Origin of the sequence: Fibrobacter sp. UBA3718 (genome assembly GCF_002371935.1) — a bacterium.
GTDB lineage: Bacteria > Fibrobacterota > Fibrobacteria > Fibrobacterales > Fibrobacteraceae > Fibrobacter.
On the sequence record NZ_DFHR01000013.1, the window covers coordinates 554,160 to 575,640 of the forward strand.

Below are 21,481 nucleotides of genomic sequence, written 5' to 3' on the forward strand. Positions count from 1 at the left end.
GCGACTACTCGTTCTCCTGAGCTTCGGTCTGAGCTTCCGCCACAGCCTCTTCCTGAGGTTCGGCAGCAGCGTTCTCCTGCTTGGCGGCATCGCCAAAGAGAGCATCGGCCTTGCGGGCGGCGGCACGGCGCAGTTCCTGCGGGCGCGGAGCGAGCACGAGAGCCTTAGCCTCGTCATCCTTCTCGGACCATTCCTTCTCGCCGAACACGTCGAGGTCACGTTCCACAAGCTGGGAAGCGAGCTTCACGTTCTGGCCGTTCTTGCCGATAGCCTGCGCGAGATTGTCGTCATTGATGACCACCACCACACGGCGCGTGCCCGGGACTTCGGAAAGCTTCACTACATTCGCCGGAGCGAGGGCACGGGTAATGAACACGTCCATGTTCGGATTCCAGTGCACGATGTCGATGCGTTCGTTACCGAGTTCGCGGACAATCGTCTGCACGCGAGCACCCTTCATGCCGACGCATGCGCCGACCGGGTCGATCTTCTCGTCGCGGGAGTATACGGCAATCTTTGCACGGTACCCCGGTTCGCGGGCGACACCCTTGATTTCGACGGAGCCATCGTAAATTTCCGGGACCTCCTGGCGGAAGAGTTCCTTGAGGAAGTCGCCACTTGCGCGGGAAAGAACGACCTGTGCGCCGTTCTTCGCGGAATCTTCAACGCGGGCGATGACAGCCTTCACGGACTGGCCCTGCACGAGGCGTTCGTGACCAATCTGTTCGCGGGGAGGAATCATGGCCTCGGTCTGCTTGCCCAAGGAAACAATCACGTTGCGGCCTTCGAGGCGGAGCACTTCGCCGCTGATCATCGTGCCGATGCGGCCGCGGTAGGTGTCCGTAATCTTCTGGCGTTCGGCATCGCGGATTTGCTGGGTCAGGAGCTGCTTGGCGGTCTGGATGGCCTGGCGACCGAAGGAGGTGGTCGGAACTTCCATTTCGAGGAAGTCACCCGGCTGGGCATCTTCGTTATATTCCTGGGCCTCGGCAACAAGCATGTAGCCTTCGTCCATCTCCTCGACTTCCTCGGCGGTCATGTTCGGGTCGTAGTCCGGATAGTCGTCCACAACTTCAACGCGGAGAAACACGTGAATTTCGTTCGTTTCCTTGTCGATGTCGACTTCAATCTTCTTGTCGATGTGCAGGTACTTACGCGCAGCAGAAATCAACGCCTGCTTGAGGGCTCCCTCGATGACGGAGTCGTCCATGTTCTTGGCATCCATCACTTCCTTGAGCACTTCAACCAAATTGACCTTGGGTTCTTTAATTTTAGCCATTCTAGACCTTCCTATTATATTTGTACATCCACTTTCGCCACAAGCACCTCGGAGCGCGGCACGACGATATCGCCGGCATTTCCCTTGAGGGTGAGCGTCAAACTTTCTTCATCGCAAGCCTTGAGCTTGCCTGTCACGGGCTTTCCGGTGCTGCGGGTCACCCGCAAAAAACGACCAATGTTGCGTGTAAAATCAGCGACCGACTTGAGGGGGCGGTCCAACCCGGGAGACGACACTTCGAGCGTGTAGGCCCCCTCAATAATCTCAGGGTCAAGGTCCAGGGCGTCAGAAAGGTGACGGCTCACGTTCGAGCAGTCGTCAATCGAGACCCCTTCGGGTTTGTCTATGTAAAGGCGCAGCGTCTTGCGCTTCCCGGCACGGAACATGTCCTGTTCCACTAGTGTCACGCCAGCAGCCTCGCAAGCCTCGGCGATAAGCGTATCCAGTTTCTGGTTAACCAAATAGACCTCGTATAATAAACGGCGTTCGTATACGGCCCCGAAATCTGCTCATTTAAGCCGAAAACGGGTCCACGAACGTCAAGACGCACCAAATAGAGAAAAATTTTTTGCCTTAGGCAACCCAAAGAATCAAAAACAAGCGGCAAACGGGGCTATTAACGGGCCAGCACGAACTTCTCGATAACCTCGGTGATTCCCGAATGGTTGTTGTCGTTTACGGTCACGTAGTCGGCAATGTCTTTAGCCACCTGCGAGGCGTTTGCCATCGCGACACCGGTACCTGCCGCCTCTATCATCGGGCAATCATTCTCTTCGTCGCCCACCGCAATCGTATCGGCAACCGGCACCTTGTAAAAGTCGGCCATAAAGCGTACCGCAGCTCCCTTGTTGCTCTGCATGTGCGAAAACTCGAGCATCTCGGGCTTGCTGAACACGTCAAAGAGCTTGCCCTCGGTAGTCTTGCGCATCTCGGTGCGGAAATCCACGAGGCCAGAATGTTCGAAGGGCGTAATGATGTTCACCTTGATGGGGGGCTTTACGACGACATTCACAAACTTGCCGTAATACTCGCGAATGTCATTTACAACAACGTAATCCATCTTCATCAGGCGGCAATACGTCTTGAGCTGTTCCGTCTCGTATTCCGAAACAACCAGGTCGCCCGAGTAGGTGTGCGCGTGCATCCCGCGGGCGTGAGCGGCATCCATGATGGCCTTGACCTCGTCGACGGGAATGTACCGCGTGAGAATCGGCTTCTTTTCGCCGCAATCGTAAATGAGCCCGCCGTTGAAACTCACGAGGAAAAATCCTGGTTCCAGGAACCCGTACTGTTCTGCCAACTGCTTGACGCTCGTGAGCGGCCGGCCCGTAGTCATCACGAACTTGTGGCCCGCATCGATCATCGCGCGGATAGAGCGCATGTCGGTTTCCGAAATGCGCTTGTCGTCGGTCAGGAGCGTGCCGTCAAGGTCTGTGAACAGGATTTTCATCGAGGACAAATATAGAATTTGTCCTGGACGTAACGGACGGAGAGTCCACTAGAAGAACATATTGCCGAAGCGGACGATGACACCGGCGAAAACGACGCTCACCATGGTCATGAGCTTGATGAGGATGTTGAGCGAGGGGCCCGCGGTATCCTTGAACGGGTCGCCCACGGTATCGCCCACTACGGCAGCCTTGTGCGTATCGGAGCCCTTGCCACCATAGTTGCCCTTCTCGACAAACTTCTTCGCATTGTCCCAGGCGCCACCCGAGTTGTTAAGCATGGTGGCAAGCGCAAACCCGCTCGCAAGCCCGCCGGCCAACAGCCCGAACACGCCAGCCACACCCATGAAGAGGCCCACCAGTACGGGCACAACCACCGCAAGGATAGACGGCACAATCATCTCGTGCTGGGCACCCGTCGTTGAAATTTCCACACAGCGAGCATAATCGGGTTCGCCTGTCCCTTCCATGATTCCCGGAATCTCGCGGAACTGGCGACGTACCTCCTCCACCATCGCGCTGGCCGCACGCCCCACCGCCTTGATGGTGAGCGCGCAGAACACGAACGTCATCATCGCGCCGATGAACAGGCCGCCAAGCAGCATGGGGTTCATCAGGTTCAGGTTGTATATCTGCATGAAGTCCGCGTAATTTACCTTGCTCGCGACCATACCGAGCAGGTCGCCGTTCTCAGCAATCGCACGCGTGCCTCCATCCAGGAACTTGACACCAGCGACACCCGAAAGCGCATTCGCAAGGTCGTTCGCGCCGTTCGCAAACGCGACGGAGCCCACCTTCCACACGCCCTCCGCAGAGGTCGCGAGGTGCCCGAGCCAAATCTTCACTTCTTCCACATACGAGGCGAGCAAAGCCATCGCGGTAAGGGCGGCAGAACCAATCGCGAATCCCTTGCCCGTCGCGGCGGTAGTGTTCCCGAGCATATCGAGTTCGTCGGTACGGGCGCGCACTTCGGGGTCGAGGCCCGCCATCTCGGCGTTGCCGCCCGCGTTGTCGGCAATCGGCCCGAAGGCATCGGTCGCAAGCGTAATGCCGAGCGTGCTGAGCATACCCACCGCGGCAAAGCCCACGCCATAGAGGCCCATCGCCATGTTGTCAAATCCGCCGGAGCAGCCAAACGAGAAGATGATACCCACCACAATCGTCACCACCGGAAGCCCCGTGGAGAACATGCCCACAGATATGCCGTCGATAATCGTGGTCGCGGCCCCGAGTTTTGCCTGGCCCGCAATGCCACGCGTGGGCTTGTACGCATCGGAAGTGTAGTACTCGGTAAACTGCCCGATAAGGATACCCGCGGCAAGGCCCGAGAGCACGGAGCCGAATATGCCCATCGAGATGAAGTCGAACTTCACGAGCACGAGGAGCGCCACGAGAATAAGCACCGACGAGCCAAGCGTCCCCGTAAGGAGCGAACGCAACAGGGACTTGGTCGTGGCATTTTCCTTCGTGCGTACAGCAAATATGCCCACGAGGGAAAGGACAATCCCGATTGCCGCCACCACCATCGGGGCGATTACGAGCTTTATACCGCCCATCGGGAGGGCCGCCCCGAGGGCAGCCGTCGAGAGTATGGACCCGCAGTAAGATTCGTAGAGGTCGGCGCCCATCCCGGCGACATCCCCCACGTTGTCACCGACGTTATCCGCAATGGTCGCCGGGTTGCGCGGATCATCCTCGGGGATGCCCGCCTCGACCTTGCCCACAAGGTCGGCGCCGACATCGGCCGCCTTCGTGTAAATGCCTCCACCCACGCGGGCGAACAGCGCCTGCAGGGAAGCACCCATCCCGAAGGTAAGCATGGTCGTGGTGATTTCCACCATCTTCGCGTGCGCCCATTCGGCGTTATTCACCATATCGGTGCTCCAGGCCCCGAGCGAGAGCTTTGCGGCCACATCGGCACCGAAGTTCCACACGTTGTGGTCGTAAATGTAGTTGAGCGCAAAGAACCAGGCCGAAATATCGAGCAGGCCGAAACCCACCACCACGAGCCCCATCACCGCACCGCTCCGGAACGCGATGACAAGCCCGCGGTTCAGGCTGCTGATGGCACAGTTCGCCGTCCTGGAACTCGCGTAGGTCGCAGTTTTCATGCCCAAAAAGCCACAAAGCCCGCTGAAGAAGCCGCCCGTCAGGAATGCCACCGGCACGAACGGGTTCTGGATGCCCATAACGGCTAGCACCACGAACACCACGAAAAGCACGGCAAACACGATAGAGACCGTCTTGTACTGCCGCCGGAGGTAGGCAAACGCGCCCACGCGCACAAAATGCGCAATCGCCTTCATTTTCTTATTGCCGTCGGGTTGCCGTTTCATGAAGCGGTAGAAGAAGAACGCCATGGCGAGCGCCACCAGCGCTGCGACCGGAACCAAATACCAATAGCATGGAATAGTAAGCATAGAGACCTCTTTTTTTACTAGACCTGGCCGGCATCCGACGACCTTATAAAGAAATCTATACCGAAAAAGCCGAAAAAGGAGTAAAATTTTTAAATTTTCCCTCCATGTTGGAAAACCTCAATTTCCATTTCGCGTTTTACGACTGGCTGCTCGTGTTCATGGTGACCGCTTTAGGCGTTTTCAGCGCCTACACCAAGGATCCCCAACTCAAGGCCGTCGCCGCCACCATCCCCATCCCCTGCGGTTTCGCCTACATCGCCGTCGGTCTCCCGATGGGGGCAGCTAACGCCATTTCGGGGTTCATGTGCCTCCTGTACGTACATATCGTGCGGATCATGCACTACAAGGTCAAAATCCCGATTATTCCCTCCATCGTGATCGGTCTTGCCTGCTTTGTCGCCCTCGGGACCTTCCTCATGCCCATAGTCCCCGATACCGAAGCCATGTTCCTCGGGGCGTGCGCATTTGATTTCACCGTAGGCGTAATCCTCTTCCAAAAACAGAAATACAAGTCCGGTGTGCGTTACAAGACGCCCCTCCCCGTCTACATCAAGGCCCCGGCCATCGCGGGCGTAGTCGCCGGGCTCATGGTCATCAAGAGGCTCATGGGCGGGTTCTGCACAAGTTTTCCGATGATGAACTCCATCGTGAGCTACGAGAGCCGCTTTTCGCTGGGTGACCAGTGCAGGCAGCTCCCGCTATTCCTCATCGCGGGCCCCTTCATGTTCATCGAGATGCGCTACCTCGAGATTTACCTCCACCTGAACCACTGGATTGTGCTCCTGTGCGGCTACATCCTGTTCGCCTTCATCTACTGGCCGCTGAACAAGGAACTCAAGCGCAGGAATGCCGTTAACTACAACAATCCGGCCCCGAAAGATCCGTAAAAAAGCATGGCGGCAAAAAAATTATTAGATATTTTCCGTCATGGATAGTCTGGAACTAAAGGTCATCGCGCGAATCGAAAGCGACTTTCCCGAAAAATTCGGGATCCCGAGGCAGAGCGGGATAGTTCCCGCGCTGCGTTCCACGATCCGTTTCGAACCCGAATTCCGCAACGCCGATGCCCTGCGTGGACTTGACGGATTCAGCCACCTGTGGCTCCTCTGGATTTTCTCGGAGAACGTGCGCGACACCTGGAAACCGACCGTGCGGCCGCCCAGACTCGGAGGCAACACTCGGCTCGGGGTATTCGCGACCCGCAGCAGTTTCCGCCCCAACCCCATCGCAATGAGTTGCGTGAAAATCGAGGAAATCCGGCTAGAAGGTTGCGACGGGCCCGAAATTGTCGTGAGCGGCGCAGACCTCATGGACGGCACCCCCATCGTGGATATCAAGCCCTACCTGCCGTACGCGGACGCCATCTCCGATGCGAAGGGAGGTTTCGCCACGGCAGTCGCCGAAGACAAGCTCCCCGTGGTCGTTCCCGCGGAACTCGCAGACGCTCTTCCTGCAGGAAAAATGGACGCACTCAGGGAAGTCCTCGCGCAAGACCCGCGCCCGCATTACCAAGACGACCCCGAACGCATTTACGGGTTTCCTTTCGCAGGCAAGGAAATCAAGTTCAAGGTCAACGAAAAAGGCCTAAGCGTAGTTTCCATCGCCTAGGCCTCATCACCACCCCTGGTTGCTTCTCCAACCGAACCCCAAAGAGGTGATTTTTACTTAATCTTCAACTTCTGCACCGAGCGAACAGCGCCCACCTCGACAGAAACAATGTAGTTTCCAGACGGAAGCATCGCGGAATCGAACCCGAGCATGCCACCGGCATAGCTGCTGCCAAAGTCAAGGACCTCGTTTCCAAGCAAACTGTAGACCTTCGCGACAATGCGGTTCGCGGACGCCATGACCGGGACGGACACGCGGTTATCCTTCACGACTACCTTTCCGATGATTCCGGACTGAGCCTGTTGCAAACCAATGGCATCCGTCGCAGAAGATTTCGGCCAGGACCAATTGTGATGGCTGGAACTGGACGCCGCGCTCGACGAACTTTCTGCCTGATGGCTGCTGCTTGACTTCGCCTCGGAACTGCTTGACGCGGCCGCGGTCGCAGGCTTGATCTTGTCGCCCAGCACCTCGATCATCTTTTCGGCATAGCGCTTGCCGAAGTCGCGGTATTCCTGCGAGGTAAAGTGCACGTTCTGGCCATCGCCCAATGCCTGGTTGAAGCCCTCGGAAGAAACCACATAGAAGTTCTTGGACTGCTGCGGGAGTTTCGCGATGTTGTTGTTGGCACCGCTGCTTACGCCGCTGCGCAGAACTTCGCCAGCGAGGAACGGAATGTCGCTACCGAGGCCCAGATCCTTGATAATGTTGTCGTAGACCTTCTTGACCTTGGAGGGCCACTGGCCGTTACCGGCATCCGTTTCGCCCTGGTGGAAGATAATGCCCTTGATGACGCCTTCTTCCTGGGCCTTCTTGGCCATCTCGATCATGCGACCGTAGGGATTGCCGCCATAGGTGTTGATTCGCTGGGTCATCCAGCTCTGCTGCGTCCTCGCATAATTTGCGTAGTTGTCCTTGTCAAACAGGTCAATACTGCACCCCGCGACAGCCACCACGATGACACCCACCTTGATCTGGGGATCCGTCTTTTCGACCATGGTACGGCCGAAGTAGTCCGTGGGGCCGAGCTTCGCGCCCTGGCAATGGGCCAGCGGCGGAACGGCAGTAGACCATTTGCCCTTGGTCTTCCCAGAACAGGAGCCGTTATCGGCCGCCCAGAGAACCTGGAAACGTTTGTCAACCGTCGTGTCCTGATTCCCGATATCGCCCTGACCTTCCATGTTGGACTGGCCAAACGCGAGATAGATATGGAAATTCGGGTCCGGCGCTGCGTATACAGCCGAAGCAACGCACGCTGCGAGTGCAATTTTCTTTAGATTCATTTTATACTCCATAACATAGACAGGTAACCAGCCCGTCACCATGTAAAATAAATCATAAACGCTGGATAATCGAGCCTAGAATCCAAATTCCGTTGTATAAAAAAGCAACACCAGCCCCTTTTTAAGGCTCAATAACATCAAAAAAAGATATGTCAACTAGCTAGTTGCAAAAGTTTTATATATATTCTCTAAAAACACTATCCGGAGAAGTTCTATGAAAAAAATTTTCCTGACCGCCCTTGCCGCAGCAAGCCTCTCGCTCCTTTCTGCCTGTGGAGACGACCCCGAACCAACCATGGTCGAAAAGTGCGCCAACGGTCTGAGCAAGGACTGCCTCGTCGGCACCTGGAACCTCCAGGCCATCAAGACACTCGACCTGAGCAGCGTCCACATCGACTTCGGTACAACACCAAGCACAATCGAGTTTACCAAGGACGGCAAGTTCACCTTCACCTGCACCTCCAACACGACCGAATCCGAAATGGCAGGCCGCGGATGCGCCGGGCAGAGTTCGTTCGGAACATGGGAAATCGCAGGCGCGAACCTTAACATCAAAATCGACATTTCCCGTTGCGGCGAACCCGTCGAAGGAAGCTACACGGTCACGCCGACCATCAACGACACCTACATGGACTTTCACGGACTCCTGTTCCATGTGAACGACATGACGGACCCGCTCACCAACAAGAACGCGACGGAATACTACATCCGCGCGGCAAACTAACGGCGCCAGCGGTTCTTCTCGTAGTCGCGAATTACATCCAGGGCACGCTCGAAGAGGGCGCGCTCTTTTTGTGATACCGACGCATCGCATTCAAGCCTACGCAAGAACGCCCCGACAGTCTCGCCGGGATGGCGCACAAGCCCGATTCTCGCGAGCGATTTTTCGGCGGAATCGAGCCCCTTGACCCAGTGCTGCACGGACTGCGCATAACCCGCATTCGACCTGCGGCGGCGAAGCACCCGCACGAACCTGAAAGCAATAACCGCAAGCGCGATGCACCCGAGAACCACATAGAGAGCGGCCCCCGAAAGGATATTCTGCACGGCATCCTGCCAGGAATTCAAGGCAAGCCTCCATTCCCCATCGCGCAACACGTGGAAAACGCGGGCCGCACGCGCACGCACCCATTCAAACTTCATGTCAAACCAGGAGGGGCGTTCCACCTTCATCACGAACAGCGGAGGCGTCGGGTCAAACGTTGCCCAGGTTCCCATGTTACGCATTTCTACCCATGCATGCGACGAGTTGCGGCGGAATATGGCGTACGGGCGTCCCGGTTCGACTTCCGGGCGGGCAAAACCCGTCACATAACGAGCCTTGATTCCAGCACGGCGCAACAAGAGTACAGACAACGTTGCATAATACTCGCAATAGCCGGAGCGGGTCGCCCAGAAGACCCGAAGCGGGTCTGCCTTCGCGCCCAGCTTGGCGGCAGCCTCCTTGGAATCGTCGACCTTCAAGGAATACGCAAAATGATTCAAGAAATAAGAACGGATAGCGTCGGAATATCTAGAAGGTTTCATTATAGCCGGTTTCTCGGGTATCGTATCGAGTCCCATTTCCATCGCGACTGTATCAAGGAAGCCAACGAGGGGCGCAAAGACCTGCAGGTAGGAACTGTCCGGCGTATCGTTACCATATGTACCCGCAACAAACGGCCCCGTGGAGCCGCTCGGCAACGGCATATAGTAGAACCAGTCACCACGGCGAGTTTCACCCTGCTTGAATATATTCGACCTGAAATATTCCACGGAATCCGCATTCTTCATAGCAACCGCAACGGCATCGTAAGGGGCGAAAATAAATCCGAAATTGTCGAGTGTAGACTGCACCCACACCGGGCGCGTACTATCGGCAGACGACACGGAATCGCGGGTCTCGAACACGGCGTAATCCACCTTGTAGCGCGAAGCGTAGAGCATGCGGTCGTGGTGTGCCGGAAGTTTCCAGATGCCACCCACGTATTTTTCGTACACGGCTGCGCGCATATACTTCGGAGCGAGAGTATCCCACACGCGCAATACGACCTCGCGGTTGTACTTGCCTGCAAAGTTGGATTCGAACGACCCGAGCTTTACCACAGGGTCAAAGCCCATCAGGTTGCGTTTCTCATAGTAGTTCGCCATGCGCTCGGCGCTGTAGCTGCGGTGATGACGCCAGTACTGGAATCCCGCATACGAGATGGCGGAGAAGCCCGCCAAAAGGAGCAGAAACAGCGCATGTTTCCACCACTTGACTCGGGGCCTGGCGTAGGCATGGACAAGGATCAGGAGCGCCACAAGGACCGCCGCAGCTCCGTTTCCATACCCCTGATAGCAGCTCAACAGCATCGCCGCCACGCCATTGAAGAGGATAAAGACATCGTGTCCGCCATTGCCTAGACTTCGCATCTGCAACAAAGCAAGCGACAAGAGATAATATGCGGGAATATACACCAGCCATGGAGAAATTCCATATTCCGCCTGCGGGCTAAGCACCCACCAGATGGCAAAGGGAACAATCAGCCCGTAGGCTATCGACTTGCGGTACACAGGATTGCGCGAGGCATCGTTGCGGAAAAACACCACCATGAAAGCCGCAAAGAAAATAAAGCCCAGCCAAACCAACCCCGAAGAGAATCCCAGGTTGATGCTAGTCATGCCAAGGAGAAGCAACTTCGCCCATTCGCGCAGGGTGAATTTTTTCATAGCGCCACCCCCTCCGCATCAAGCCTATCCAAGTCGACAAACAGCGCGTCTTCCGCACATTCCTTCGCAGCCGACGAGGCTACAACAACCTGCTTATGGACAAGCGGGTTTGATTCCACCTCAAGCCCCAGCCGAAGCACTGGTCCCATCGGGCGGGCCGCGGGCGACCAGACTTTACCTGCAGGCGATCTTGCAGACGAGCCGCGAACCCACCTTTCGAATACTTCCGCACGCGGGATGCGCGCCAAGGCCTCCAGGCAAGCGTCGAAGCGGCTGTCCGCATTCAGCGCAATCTCGCTGTCGCAAATGAAGAGCCTACCGAGGATTCCACGCTCGCACAGCCAATGGCAAACGCCGGCCGCTAGCCGGATCAAGGGTTCCACGCGGTACTTTTCCTGTATCGAGCGCGCGGCGACATCAACGACAAGCACGACACCCGCACCGCGTTCCACCTCGAATTCCTTGGTGAAAGGGCGACCGTAGCGTGCGAACGCCTTGTGGTGCAAATCGCGCAGGGAATCGCCTTCGCGGTATTCGCGCACGCCCACAAAGTCGAGTCCGCGTCCGAAATCCGGCATGAGGAGCGGGGCGAACGCCTGGCCGTTCTTCCCCATCGTGAGATAGGCAAACGAACGCAACGCAATCTCGCGCGGGTACACGAGAAGTTCGGCTTCCCCGCAGACAAAGGGCCAGCAGAGCATTCCCCTGATCTCGGGAACGACAAGCGACACGCGCGGAATCACGAAGGCCCCGCGGCGCGACGTAGCTATATCGCAACGCAGCGTGTGGTCGCTCCCGGGCGCGCATAGCGTCGCGGGCCCGGATTCCTTGCAGACAAGCGAAGTATCTATCCGTTCGCAAGAAAGCGTCGCGTAGTCAAGAGGACTCAGGGCGCGGAACTGGAGCTCGACATGCGCGACATTCCCTTCCACCGCATTCACGACGCGGATACCGCGGCCTTCGATACGGGTCTTGCGCGCCGTCATGAAAAGCGACGGGACAAGCGTCAGCATGAAGAGGAAGCAGACTCCCGAGAAAACCCACGGCAGCCAGAAATTCGCGACAAAGCCCACCACCAGCGAAAACAGGAACAGGCTCGCACAGGCGCGGCCCGCATAGGTGAAGCGTTCGCGCCACAGGTAATAGAGCCGCATCAGGATTCCGGCACGGCGCGGAGTCCTGGGGATAGAATCCAGAAACCACTTGAAAAACGACTGCCTCAAGCTTACCTGGGGATAGACGTTTGCGAGAGGATTCCCGAGAGAATGGCATGCGAAGCGCCGGGCGCGCTCTCCTTCGCGAACACGCGGTGTTCCATCACGGGGTAGAACACCCTCTGGATATCATCGGGGTTCACGAAATCGCGCCCCGCGACATAGGCGCAGGCTCGCGCCATCGCCAGCAGGTTGATACCCGCACGCGGGCTTGCGGCAAGCCGCACCCCCGCATCGCCGCGCGTCGCCTGCACCAGCGAAACAGCATAGCGTTCCAGCGATTCATCGACATGGATCTCACGTACGCACGTGCGCGCCTCCAGGACGCCTTCCGGCGACGTCACCGCGCCGAGCTTTGCCAAAGGCCGCCCCGCGCGGTGGCTCCTCACGATGTCGAGTTCTGTCTCCGCCGTGGGGTAGCCGAGCGAAAGCCGTATCATGAAGCGGTCCATCTGCGCCTCGGGAAGCGGGAAAACCCCGTGGAATTCCACCGGGTTCTCGGTCGCGAGCACCATGAAGAGTTCGGGCAGCGCGTGGCGTTCGCCCTCGAGGCTCACCTGCCGCTCTTCCATCGCTTCCAGGAGGGCGCTCTGCGTGCGCGGCGAGGCTCGGTTGATTTCATCGGCCAGGAGCACCTGGGTAAACACGGGTCCCTTGCGAATTTCGAACTCGCCCGTATTCGCCTTGAACACCGCACCTCCCGTCACGTCGGCGGGCAAAAGGTCGGGCGTGAACTGGATACGCGCGAAGTCGGCACCGACAGCCGCCGCCAGCGCCTTCGCGAGCGTCGTCTTGCCCGTGCCGGGCACATCCTCGATCAGCACGTGGCCATCGGCAAGGAGCGCCATCACAAGCAGTTCAACGGAATCGTGCTTTCCAAGCAGCACGGAATCAAGAGCGTCAACAAGTTTTTTCACCATATCCGTAAAATACATTTCTATCCGCCCGCGCGGTTCAGAAATTTTCGCAAAAATGCCCGCCTTTCTTCTTTTCTATATTTTTGGTATGGAAATAGAGAAGCAAACCGTCGCCGTAGGGCTTTCCGGAGGAGTCGACTCCTCGCTCGCCGCCTGGACCCTCAAGCAGCAGGGCTACAACGTCGTGGGCATCACCATGTCCACATGGGACAACTCCATCCCCGGCATGCCCAAGATCGAGGGCCGTTCCGGATGCTTCGGCCCCAACGAGGACGAAAGCATCGCCGAGGCGCAGGAAATCGCGAAACGCATGGGAATCCCGCACTACACCGTCCCCGTCTCCGACGAATACAAGCGCCAGGTGCTCGACTATTTCCGCAGCGAATACCGCGCGGGCCGCACCCCCAACCCCTGCGTCCGCTGCAATCAGACCATCAAGTTCGGCGCCCTCCTGCATACCGCACGCAAGATGGGAATCGCCTTCGACCGATTCGCCACCGGCCACTACGCGCGCCTCGAATTTACCACCCCCGACAGGCCGTTCCTCTACCGTGCCGCCGACAATTCTAAGGACCAGTCGTACTTCCTTTCGAGACTGAGCATGGACCAGCTTTCCACCGTCATCTTCCCGCTCGGCGGCATGCACAAGGAAGACGTGAAGAACCTGGCCCGCGACCTCGGCTGGAACGACTACGCCGACAAGAAGGAAAGCCAGGACTTCCTCGAATGCGGAGACTACTCCGTACTCTTCGACGAGAGCGACAACGTCCCCGGCGACTTCGTGGACATCAACGGCAAGGTCCTCGGCAAGCACAAGGGAATCGTCCACTACACCATCGGGCAACGCAAGGGGCTAAACATCGGCGGCCAGCCGGAGCCCCTGTTCGTCGTGAGCATCGACGCCAAGAACAACCGCGTCGTCCTCGGACCACGCAGCACCCTGCAGTGCCACCAGGTCCACGCCGTAAACCTGAACCTAATGGTCGACCGCGACTCTTCCCTGCTTACAGGCAAGCTGTCCGCGCAGATCAGGCTCGGGCACAAGGGCGCACCCGCGCACATCACTCAGCTCAAAAACGACAGTATCTCCGTAGAATTCGAAGAGCCCCAGTTCGCATCGACACCGGGGCAAATCCTGGTTCTCTACGACGGAGACGGTGTTGTCGCCTCCGCCGTCATCGACAAGTAAAAACTAGCCCTGGCTTTCGGTATATTCGCCGCCGAACGCCATCCCGCTCACCGAGAGGATCGGCGGGAACTGGATACGTTTCGCAAGCGCAAGCCCGCGGAAGCGCCTGTGCCATGCGCGCATGTCCTCGAGCGCATCGGCCTTCGTCTTGAAAAGCTTCTTGAAGTACTTCGGGTCCGCCCCGATTTCCCTGCAGAGAGTTCCCTTCTCGAGCAGTTTCTCCGTATCCTCGAGACCATGGTTCTGGTCTACCCAGTAGGCGAATAGCCTGTCGTGGTACGGGTACTTGATCGGATCGCCCTTGCCCTCGTCCACGTTCATCGCCTCGCTGAGTTCCGCACTCGCGGGTACGTCGATGGAAGCCTTCGGGATGATTTCCTTCTTGCGGTTGATATAGCGGGCCAGTTCGTACACCTGGGTCTTCCAGAGGTCGCCGAGCGCGCTCATCACGCCGCAGGTATCGCCGTAGAGCGTGCAGTAACCGGCAGTGGCCTCGCTCTTGTTGCCGTTGCAGGTGATACCCGCACCGAGCACGGATGCAATCGAAAGCAGCACGGAAGAAGAACGGGTGCGCGCCTGCAAGTTCTCGTAAGCAAGCCCTTCGATATTGATTTTCCTGTCGCTACGTTCGAACTTGCACTTGGAGAGGCTCCCGCGCACGGCTTCGAGCATGTCAGAAATCGGGGCGACCATGTAAGGCGTCTTCAGGTTCTTCGCGAGATCGCGAGCCGCATTCTTCGTGGTATCGGAATTGAAGCGCGTCGGCATATTCACAAGGTAAACATTCTTCGCGCCAATCGCCTCCACGTACAAGGCCGCAGAAACGGCACTGTCGATACCGCCGCTCGCACCGATGACCATGCGTTCGATATGGAACTTCTTCAGGTTCTCGCGGATCATGTACACGAGCGCATCATGGAGCTGTGCAATCGGCTCCGCGGGCTTCACGGACTTTTGACCCGAAATAAACTTCACGCGGCCCTTCGTAATATCCAGCAGGGCCTCGCATTCGCGGAACTGCGGCATGCGGTAGGCAATTTTGCCCGTCCTGTCGTACACGCGGCAACCGCCATCGAGCGCATAGATGTTCTTGCCGGAATTCTCCGTCCCGACAGCGCCCATGTAGACAATCGCCTTCTTGTTTTCCTTCACGAAATCCGTGCAGAACTCGTCGACGTATTCTTCCTTGACAATCGAGAATTCCTGATAATCAGAGACGACCTCGAAGTCGTTCTTCCAGTCTTCGACACAGCCATTCACATAATGGTTGTACATGAATTCTTCGAGCATCGCACTCGTACCTGCGAGAATCTCGACACCCTTCGAAACCTTTTCAAGTTCCACTTCCGCATCACGGCACCTTATCTGGAAGCCGATTTCGTCTTGTCTGGAGCCGAGCCTGCTGAAATCGCCAGATACCGAAAATTCCGGGAACAGCACCACCTCCGCACCCGCCTTCTTGGCGCGCGCGACAGCGGCCTTCATCTTCTTGATATTCTCTTCCGGCTTTCCCGGAACCACGTTCATCTGCGCTATATAAACCTTCATGGCTAGCCTCTTGTATATTCAATCCAAATATAAAAAACGCTGCCAGCACAAGACCGGCAACGTCAAAATCACTCAATGGCGTTCAGCCTCGCCACTATTCGTACTCCGGAGCAGTCCAGTCCTCGGGAATCGAGGGATCGTCGGGATCCGAATTGCCGTAGTTGAAGAACGAGCCGGCCTTCCATTTCGAGACGGAGCCTATCACGGCCGGAGTGCACTTGCCGCCCAGGCAGCCGGTCACCTTCATCAGCAGCTTGTTGCCGTAGACATCCCAGGTCCCCTGCTTGAGAGCCTTGTTCTCGTTGCCCTTGAAGGCCTTCACCTCGAAGGTACGGTCGGCGCGCATGTCAAGAGACCAGGCGAGGCCGCCTTCATCGGACTCCCATTCGCCCTCGAGATCGGCCGCAGGAACTTCATTATATTTTAACACCTCCAACGTGCACGAATACTCATTCGACGAGATGGTCATCGTCTCGTAATCGGAGCTCACGGAAGCCGACACCAGCGCATACACAGGAGCACTGTAGAACAGCGGGCGCATCAGGAGCTTGCCGCGGTGGATGTCGTAATAGCCGGCAGACCAGGATACAAGAGAATCGTTCGTTTGTTTGGCATTTCGGACAACATCGGTCGCCACATAGCGGCCCTTATAGAAGCTATAACCCGTAAAGGTATTCTCGCCGGTCTTGCAAAAGAGTTCCTTCGATGCAAGGCTGTCGCCGTTCCAGACTACCGAGGAATTCTTCTTGACGGAAGTCTCGCCTACATCCTTGTATTCCCCGCCATCCAGGGAATACTGCAGCTGGTCATCCTCGTTCACGATAAATCTCATGGAGTGGTCGGAATCCTTCTCCACCAGCTTTTCCATGGACTTAATCGCATCGTAATCTATCTTGATAGAAGTAATGGCACCCTGGCTAAAATTGAGCACGCCATCATCGAAATCGGATGGGGCGGCAAGCCATGCCGTATCGGGAATCCAGAGAGAGAACAGGCCGTGTTTCTCGCCCGTCGCAAGGTAGATGTCGCGTCCGAACAGGCCCTTGAGGGTCATGTTCTTCTCGAGGTCGTCGAGGGTGGCCGCGCGTGCCCCCTTGGGAATATCCTTCGAGACAGACGAAGACGATTCTTCCTCCTGCGAAGAAGAAGACTTCCCGGAATCATCGGCAGAAGACAAGATATCATCATCGGTATCGGACGGAGAGCTGCCGCCACAGGCGACAAGCGAAATCGAAGCGGCCAAAATGCCCGCACAAAGCAAATATTTTTTCATAAGAACCTCTTTCCCTTGAATATACTCTTTTATACGGGAAACGACACGGAAAAACGCAAAAAACATCCTACAAAGCGTTTTTCGGGTGATATTCGAGGTCTTTTTCCGCATTTTCGATGCCGGGTACGGCATCATAGAGGAATCCGGCGAGCGCCTGCTCGGCAGAAACGCGCCGTCCGCCAATCCAGTTCCGGAGTACCGCAAGCCTTTTCGCAATCCACCAAGGCAGCGGGAACATCTGGTGGCGTTTCCCCGCGGTACGCAAGATGCGCGCCGCCATTTCGGCCATCGTCATCACCTCGGGGCCCGCAAGCGCATACGTATTCCCGATAGCCTCGGGAGCAAGACCCGCAGCGGCGATTCCCTTCACGAGGTCAACACTCCGGACGGGCTTCTTGCGCGCGGTACCGCCCCCCGGGAGCGGGTAGACCGGGAACCTGCAGACAAAGTCCGCATACATCCTGAATTCAACACCCCCGCCGTCACCAATCACGAGGGTCGGCCGCACGATAGTCCAGTCAAGCCCGGATTCCTTTACCGCAGTCTCCCCCGCAAGCTTGCTTGCCCCGTAGGGAGTGAGCACCGGATAGGTGACAGAAATGCTCGAAACATAAAGCAGGCGACGCACGCCCGAATCTTGGCAGGCAGAGACCACGTTGCGCGTTCCGCCCGCGTTGATGCGCTCGAACGCGGAAGCATCCCTCGAAAGGAGAATTGCCGCCAGGTGGAAAACGCAGTCCACGCCATCGAACGCGGGCCGAATGGAGGCGTAGTCGGCAACATCGCCATAAACAACATCAATATTTCGAGGAAACGACTGCACCAGGGGATCACCGGGGAGCGTCAGGACACGCACACACACACCGCGTTCCTGTAGCTCCCGGCATAGCGCCCTCCCTACGACGCCAGCCCCGCCCGTTACCAGAGCCCGCATCAGGACTCCAACATGTAACGCAAGTCCCTGACGCGCCCCGCAAGGGCCTCGTCATCTTCCATCATCTTTTTGAGGGACTGTATGGCGGCAATCACCGAGGTATAATCGCGCTTAAAGACCTTGCCCACATCCTCGACCGTTTCGGAGGTGAGCTCGCGGCAAAGGAACATCGCCACCTTGCGCGGCAAGGAGGCGCCCTTGTCCTGGCGCCTGGAAGAAAGCACAATCGTGTCGACACGGAAGGAGGCGGCCACGGTTTCGCTGATATTCTTTAGCGTAAGCGTAGCGCCATCGTTTTGCGGGGATACAAGCAACTGCTTGATGCAGCGGAGGCTCAGTTCCACGCCGTTCAGTTTGTGCATGGCATCAAGCCAGTGAAGCACGCTTTCGATGAGGCGCACGTTCGCACGCGGCGGAATGGAAAGGAACCTGCAGATTTCCTCGCGGTCTTCAGCCACGAACGGGAGATTCTCCGACTTCTTGCGGATAACGTCCATGCGAGTCTTCAGATCGGGTTCCTCGATCCCGACGGCGACACAACTTTCGAGATGGTTCAAAAGAATCGACGTAAACTGCGGCGTCTGATCGTCCGTCGGCTTCTCGCCCGGCATGAGCTTGCGGAACGAACCCGGATGGCGGTCGCAACTCAAGATAATCTGCTTTCCCTCGTGACGGAGCGTGTTGATGAGTTTTGCAAGATGATCTTGGCAATAGACGCTGCTCTTGAGCAACTGGATATCGTCCAAAAGCAGCACATCGCAATCGATATACATTCCCTGGAAGCGTTCCTTCAGCTCGTTCGCGAGAGTCCAGTTTTTCTTGGAAGACGCCCTCACGATATCCATGGTATCGCGCAAGAAGTCATATGCCTGGCGATAAACGACCTTGAGCGAGGAGTTCCGCGCGCAAAGTCTCGCCGCAACGGCATGGAGCAAGTGCGTCTTGCCAAGGCCAGTCGCCCCGTAAACCAGGAGCGGGTTCATGGCCATGTCGCCCGGATGTTCCACGACCGAAAGGCACGCCTTCAGCGCCGTGTTGTTGCAATCACCCTCGACAAAGTTCTCGAAGGTATAGTTTGCATAGAGTTTCGGGATGCGACACGACTTCTTGCGGGTGCGAGCAGTCGCTTCCGCCTGCTTGACAACCGCAGGGGCCACCGCCGGAGCCGAAAGCTTCATTTCGGGAACCGCCGCGGACTGCGCAATTTGACGCACGCGGTAATCGACAAAGGAAGACCCGACAACCGAGGCAAACGCCTTGCGCAAAAGTTCGCCATAGTGGCTGTTCAGCCAAGTTTCACGGAACTGGTCCGGGACTGTCAAATAAGCAATGCCATCGTCGATTCCCTCGAATCCGACCGCATCAAGAATAGCCATTCCAAAATCATTGCACTGCGAACGCATGTACTCCATGACCATCGGCCAGGGCGACGCAGATAAACTCAATAAGGTAACCGTATTTTCCACAATAAACCAAATAAACCAAAAAAACTTTCGGGTTTAAAAATTAGATAAAGGGCCAACAGCGAAACCGGGGCTTTCTCTTTTTTTTTAAAAGCCCCCCAAAAAGGGCCAAAAAAGGCAATTTCTCACAAAAAACTTTTTATTCCCGCTTCTATCCCCAAATCTCGGGAGTTTAATCACGCAGCAATCAAGGTATCATCACTACCGACTGCACAACATATCAACAGAAAAATTTTCAATCATCCCTTGACAGCGAAAATAATGACCATTTGTTCACCACAACCCTGACAAAATGCGTTTTTTTGTCAAATTTCGGCACTTTAGGAAGGCCCGGAATTCGTAAGTTGTTGATATTGTTGCCGTTATGTGAGTTTTATGTATCATTTTTTGCAGAATACGATATAGTATTCATCCACATGCCCCACTTGCCATTCCGGGGCACTATCGAGAGCGTCGAGAACCCTTCCCCAACGGGCATAGTAGCGGAGCGGAAAAACAGCGCGGTCGACCCCCCAGGAATCCGCCTCGGAGAAAAACAGTCCCGGATCTTCGGCAAAGCGCAGATAGCGTTCAAAAAAATCTGCCGTCTTGAGAATAAAGCGTCCATCGACATAGACGGAATCGGACGGGTTCACGAAAGCGAGGTAGCCGCCAGCGCGATCGTCATTGAAAAGCCTGCCAGCATGCGGATGAGCCGACATCCATTTCGCCGCATCGACAGGGACCCGCTGGTAGGCGACAAAGGAATCATAAGCGGCAAGGGAACGCGCCCAGAGCCCGAACACAAAAGCCAAGACCGCAATCCCCGACCATTTATAGAACAAATTAACATTTTGCAAGCAACATTCAGCACGAGACATTTCATGTAAAAAAGCAACGGCAAATACGGGTAAGAACAGCGCCATATTGCGTTCTGCGACTAACGCGAGTACCGCCGTCGTCAAAAGGGAAGCAGACAAAGTCCACTCCCGACGGTACAGGATGTTGCGAAGCGACCAAGCACACGCCACAGCGCACATTACAACCGTAAAGACACATCCTAAGACGTTTTCACCCGCCGCAAGTATCGAAAACGGGCTACGGTTCTCGGCGATGGACGATGCAAACACGGCCGCCGACGGAGTAATGCCGAGAAGCCTATCCAAAAGCCCAAGCGGGTACAGAAACAGACGCAATCCATCCCCGTGCAACAAAGGCATCGCAAACATCGAAAGGAGGAATGCGGATTTCAGAAGGCGTTCGCGCGCGTTCGCACTTTTTACAATCTGCGGCAAAAGCACGGCCGCCGCAAAGAGCGGCCCCAATATATAGAGGCCCTGCACTCGGCACCACAGCCACTGCAAAATGAGAATCGCGACAGCCACGGGAACACGGCGCAATCCCGGCAGCAGATTCCAATAGACACCCAGAATCAACAGGCTGAACAGCACCGGCCGTATTTCGAAGCAATAGCGGAATACAAACAAAGTCACTGTCAAAGTAGCGGCAGTCACAGCATTGCATCGGATTGCCTTACGGAACGGCCAAAGGAACAGCGCAAACACAGTTCCCCAAAGCAACGCCTTGAAAGCGACAAGCAACGGCGCCCCGCCGAGAGAATACGCCGCATAGACGACCTGCTGGAAATACTCGTGAACATTCGCTGCGGGAAGCCGCACCGGGGACCACGTCAGATACCACTCCCGGGCACAAGCCAGATGCCACCAGATATCCGTATCCGTCAGAGGAAACAGGGCAAACAGGGCAACCGAAACGGGGACCAGGAGCCCGCTACTGATTGCTCTTTTCGTGATGGCACAGAGTTTCAACAGAATGTCCAAGCAGTTTTTCGATTTCGGGCAGGAGCGAGCCTTTCACGCGCTCAAGGTAAAGGCACTGCAGCTGAATCATGCGGTCGCGATGACGCCCAGCGTGTTCCTGAATCCAGTTGCTCACGGCGGCCTGCCTGTTTTCGAGCTGGCTACGCAACGTCTGCTGGATAAAGGTCCGTTGCACTTCCATATAGCGGTGCATATTGAAAGGCAAGCGGTAGGTGCGGATAAACTGCTTCAGAAGGACCAGGAGCGAAAGGTTCTGCCCCTTGTGCAATTCGATGAAGTTCTTCAAGTCATCCAAATGATCCCTGAAAAAAGGGACGATTGCCTTATCGTCTATTTGATAAAGTTCCAACTCGTCCTGTTTTTTCGTCGCTTCGTCGACTGCCATATTCAAAAT

18 protein-coding genes are annotated in these 21,481 nt (G+C 56.5%); 4 read left to right on the top strand and 14 right to left on the bottom strand.

Annotated features, from left to right (window positions below; translation table 11 throughout):
• Positions 1 to 4 precede the first annotated feature (4 nt).
• The 4 genes from nusA to B4A77_RS05690 form a co-directional block, all read right to left on the bottom strand.
• Entirely contained in the window at positions 5 to 1,279 is a 1,275-nt protein-coding gene (gene nusA, locus B4A77_RS05675; protein WP_173381633.1) for a transcription termination factor NusA, read from the bottom strand.
• 14 nt (positions 1,280 to 1,293) lie between these two features.
• Positions 1,294 to 1,740 carry a ribosome maturation factor RimP gene (gene rimP / locus B4A77_RS05680; RefSeq protein ID WP_290722995.1) on the bottom strand — a complete coding sequence of 149 codons (447 nt, stop codon included), beginning with the start codon at positions 1,738 to 1,740 and terminating at the stop codon, positions 1,294 to 1,296.
• Between the two features lie 155 nt (positions 1,741 to 1,895).
• Complete coding sequence (locus tag B4A77_RS05685; RefSeq protein ID WP_290739095.1) at positions 1,896 to 2,729, bottom strand: Cof-type HAD-IIB family hydrolase; 834 nt, start codon at positions 2,727 to 2,729, stop codon at positions 1,896 to 1,898.
• 48 nt (positions 2,730 to 2,777) lie between these two features.
• Entirely contained in the window at positions 2,778 to 5,147 is a 2,370-nt protein-coding gene (locus tag B4A77_RS05690; protein WP_290728856.1) for a sodium-translocating pyrophosphatase, read from the bottom strand.
• Between the two features lie 104 nt (positions 5,148 to 5,251).
• Here B4A77_RS05690 and B4A77_RS05695 point away from each other — a divergent pair, with 104 nt between their 5' ends.
• Both B4A77_RS05695 and tsaA read left to right on the top strand, forming a co-directional pair.
• Positions 5,252 to 6,034 (top strand): hypothetical protein, encoded by a 783-nt coding sequence (locus B4A77_RS05695; RefSeq protein ID WP_290728858.1) that lies wholly within the window; start codon positions 5,252 to 5,254, stop codon positions 6,032 to 6,034.
• Between the two features lie 40 nt (positions 6,035 to 6,074).
• Entirely contained in the window at positions 6,075 to 6,755 is a 681-nt protein-coding gene (gene tsaA, locus B4A77_RS05700) for a tRNA (N6-threonylcarbamoyladenosine(37)-N6)-methyltransferase TrmO (RefSeq protein ID WP_173381630.1), read from the top strand.
• Positions 6,756 to 6,808: 53 nt separating this feature from the next.
• On the opposite strand, the gene B4A77_RS05705 is transcribed toward tsaA, so the two are convergent.
• On the bottom strand, positions 6,809 to 8,038 hold the full coding sequence (locus B4A77_RS05705) for a sialate O-acetylesterase (RefSeq protein WP_290739098.1): 1,230 nt from the start codon (positions 8,036 to 8,038) through the stop codon (positions 6,809 to 6,811).
• 214 nt (positions 8,039 to 8,252) lie between these two features.
• Between B4A77_RS05705 and B4A77_RS05710 the strand changes: the two genes are divergently transcribed.
• The gene (locus B4A77_RS05710) at positions 8,253 to 8,762 is read left to right on the top strand and encodes a lipocalin family protein (protein WP_290723008.1); all 510 of its coding nucleotides are present in this window, start codon (positions 8,253 to 8,255) and stop codon (positions 8,760 to 8,762) included.
• Here the strand turns inward: B4A77_RS05710 and B4A77_RS05715 are convergent.
• Genes B4A77_RS05715 through B4A77_RS05725 form a run of 3 tightly spaced genes read right to left on the bottom strand, consistent with a single transcriptional unit; the run spans position 8,759 to position 12,863 of the window.
• Positions 8,759 to 10,729: a transglutaminase-like domain-containing protein gene (locus tag B4A77_RS05715; RefSeq protein WP_290739101.1), complete on the bottom strand. Its 1,971-nt coding sequence runs from the start codon at positions 10,727 to 10,729 to the stop codon at positions 8,759 to 8,761. The two genes, B4A77_RS05710 and B4A77_RS05715, sit on opposite strands and share 4 nt — an antisense overlap.
• Complete coding sequence (locus B4A77_RS05720; RefSeq protein WP_290723011.1) at positions 10,726 to 11,952, bottom strand: DUF58 domain-containing protein; 1,227 nt, start codon at positions 11,950 to 11,952, stop codon at positions 10,726 to 10,728. The genes B4A77_RS05715 and B4A77_RS05720 overlap by 4 nt, the downstream gene beginning before the upstream one ends.
• Before the next feature lie 2 nt (positions 11,953 to 11,954).
• Positions 11,955 to 12,863, bottom strand: a complete 909-nt coding sequence (locus B4A77_RS05725) for an AAA family ATPase (protein WP_290739105.1) — start codon at positions 12,861 to 12,863, stop codon at positions 11,955 to 11,957.
• 85 nt (positions 12,864 to 12,948) lie between these two features.
• Between B4A77_RS05725 and mnmA the strand changes: the two genes are divergently transcribed.
• On the top strand, positions 12,949 to 14,049 hold the full coding sequence (mnmA, locus tag B4A77_RS05730; protein WP_290739108.1) for a tRNA 2-thiouridine(34) synthase MnmA: 1,101 nt from the start codon (positions 12,949 to 12,951) through the stop codon (positions 14,047 to 14,049).
• A gap of 3 nt (positions 14,050 to 14,052) precedes the next feature.
• Here mnmA and nadE read toward each other — a convergent pair whose 3' ends face one another.
• From nadE to B4A77_RS05760, 6 genes are all read right to left on the bottom strand, one after another.
• Entirely contained in the window at positions 14,053 to 15,597 is a 1,545-nt protein-coding gene (gene nadE, locus B4A77_RS05735; RefSeq protein WP_290739111.1) for an NAD(+) synthase, read from the bottom strand.
• Between the two features lie 94 nt (positions 15,598 to 15,691).
• Positions 15,692 to 16,870, bottom strand: a complete 1,179-nt coding sequence (locus tag B4A77_RS05740; protein ID WP_290739114.1) for a hypothetical protein — start codon at positions 16,868 to 16,870, stop codon at positions 15,692 to 15,694.
• 67 nt (positions 16,871 to 16,937) lie between these two features.
• On the bottom strand, positions 16,938 to 17,804 hold the full coding sequence (locus tag B4A77_RS05745) for an NAD-dependent epimerase/dehydratase family protein (protein ID WP_290728869.1): 867 nt from the start codon (positions 17,802 to 17,804) through the stop codon (positions 16,938 to 16,940).
• A complete protein-coding gene (locus B4A77_RS05750) occupies positions 17,804 to 19,180 on the bottom strand; it encodes a DnaA ATPase domain-containing protein (protein WP_290739117.1) in 1,377 nt (458 codons plus the stop codon). The genes B4A77_RS05745 and B4A77_RS05750 overlap by 1 nt, the downstream gene beginning before the upstream one ends.
• A gap of 467 nt (positions 19,181 to 19,647) precedes the next feature.
• A complete protein-coding gene (locus tag B4A77_RS05755) occupies positions 19,648 to 21,075 on the bottom strand; it encodes a hypothetical protein (protein ID WP_290739120.1) in 1,428 nt (475 codons plus the stop codon).
• Positions 21,038 to 21,472: a hypothetical protein gene (locus B4A77_RS05760; protein ID WP_173364860.1), complete on the bottom strand. Its 435-nt coding sequence runs from the start codon at positions 21,470 to 21,472 to the stop codon at positions 21,038 to 21,040. The genes B4A77_RS05755 and B4A77_RS05760 overlap by 38 nt, the downstream gene beginning before the upstream one ends.
• Positions 21,473 to 21,481 lie beyond the last annotated feature (9 nt).

Excerpts from the sequence above, each read along its gene's own strand:
- B4A77_RS05725 (WP_290739105.1), bottom strand. The coding sequence starts at position 12,863 with ATGGTGAAAAAACTTGTTGACGCTCTTGATTCCGTGCTGCTTGGAAAG.
- B4A77_RS05740 (WP_290739114.1), bottom strand. The coding sequence starts at position 16,870 with ATGAAAAAATATTTGCTTTGTGCGGGCATTTTGGCCGCTTCGATTTCG.
- mnmA (WP_290739108.1), top strand. The coding sequence starts at position 12,949 with ATGGAAATAGAGAAGCAAACCGTCGCCGTAGGGCTTTCCGGAGGAGTC.
- B4A77_RS05750 (WP_290739117.1), bottom strand. The coding sequence starts at position 19,180 with ATGGCTATTCTTGATGCGGTCGGATTCGAGGGAATCGACGATGGCATT.
- B4A77_RS05695 (WP_290728858.1), top strand. The coding sequence starts at position 5,252 with ATGTTGGAAAACCTCAATTTCCATTTCGCGTTTTACGACTGGCTGCTC.
- B4A77_RS05745 (WP_290728869.1), bottom strand. The coding sequence starts at position 17,804 with ATGCGGGCTCTGGTAACGGGCGGGGCTGGCGTCGTAGGGAGGGCGCTA.
- B4A77_RS05685 (WP_290739095.1), bottom strand. The coding sequence starts at position 2,729 with ATGAAAATCCTGTTCACAGACCTTGACGGCACGCTCCTGACCGACGAC.
- B4A77_RS05760 (WP_173364860.1), bottom strand. The coding sequence starts at position 21,472 with ATGGCAGTCGACGAAGCGACGAAAAAACAGGACGAGTTGGAACTTTAT.
- nadE (WP_290739111.1), bottom strand. The coding sequence starts at position 15,597 with ATGAAGGTTTATATAGCGCAGATGAACGTGGTTCCGGGAAAGCCGGAA.
- nusA (WP_173381633.1), bottom strand. The coding sequence starts at position 1,279 with ATGGCTAAAATTAAAGAACCCAAGGTCAATTTGGTTGAAGTGCTCAAG.
- B4A77_RS05715 (WP_290739101.1), bottom strand. The coding sequence starts at position 10,729 with ATGAAAAAATTCACCCTGCGCGAATGGGCGAAGTTGCTTCTCCTTGGC.
- B4A77_RS05705 (WP_290739098.1), bottom strand. The coding sequence starts at position 8,038 with ATGAATCTAAAGAAAATTGCACTCGCAGCGTGCGTTGCTTCGGCTGTA.
- tsaA (WP_173381630.1), top strand. The coding sequence starts at position 6,075 with ATGGATAGTCTGGAACTAAAGGTCATCGCGCGAATCGAAAGCGACTTT.
- B4A77_RS05690 (WP_290728856.1), bottom strand. The coding sequence starts at position 5,147 with ATGCTTACTATTCCATGCTATTGGTATTTGGTTCCGGTCGCAGCGCTG.
- B4A77_RS05710 (WP_290723008.1), top strand. The coding sequence starts at position 8,253 with ATGAAAAAAATTTTCCTGACCGCCCTTGCCGCAGCAAGCCTCTCGCTC.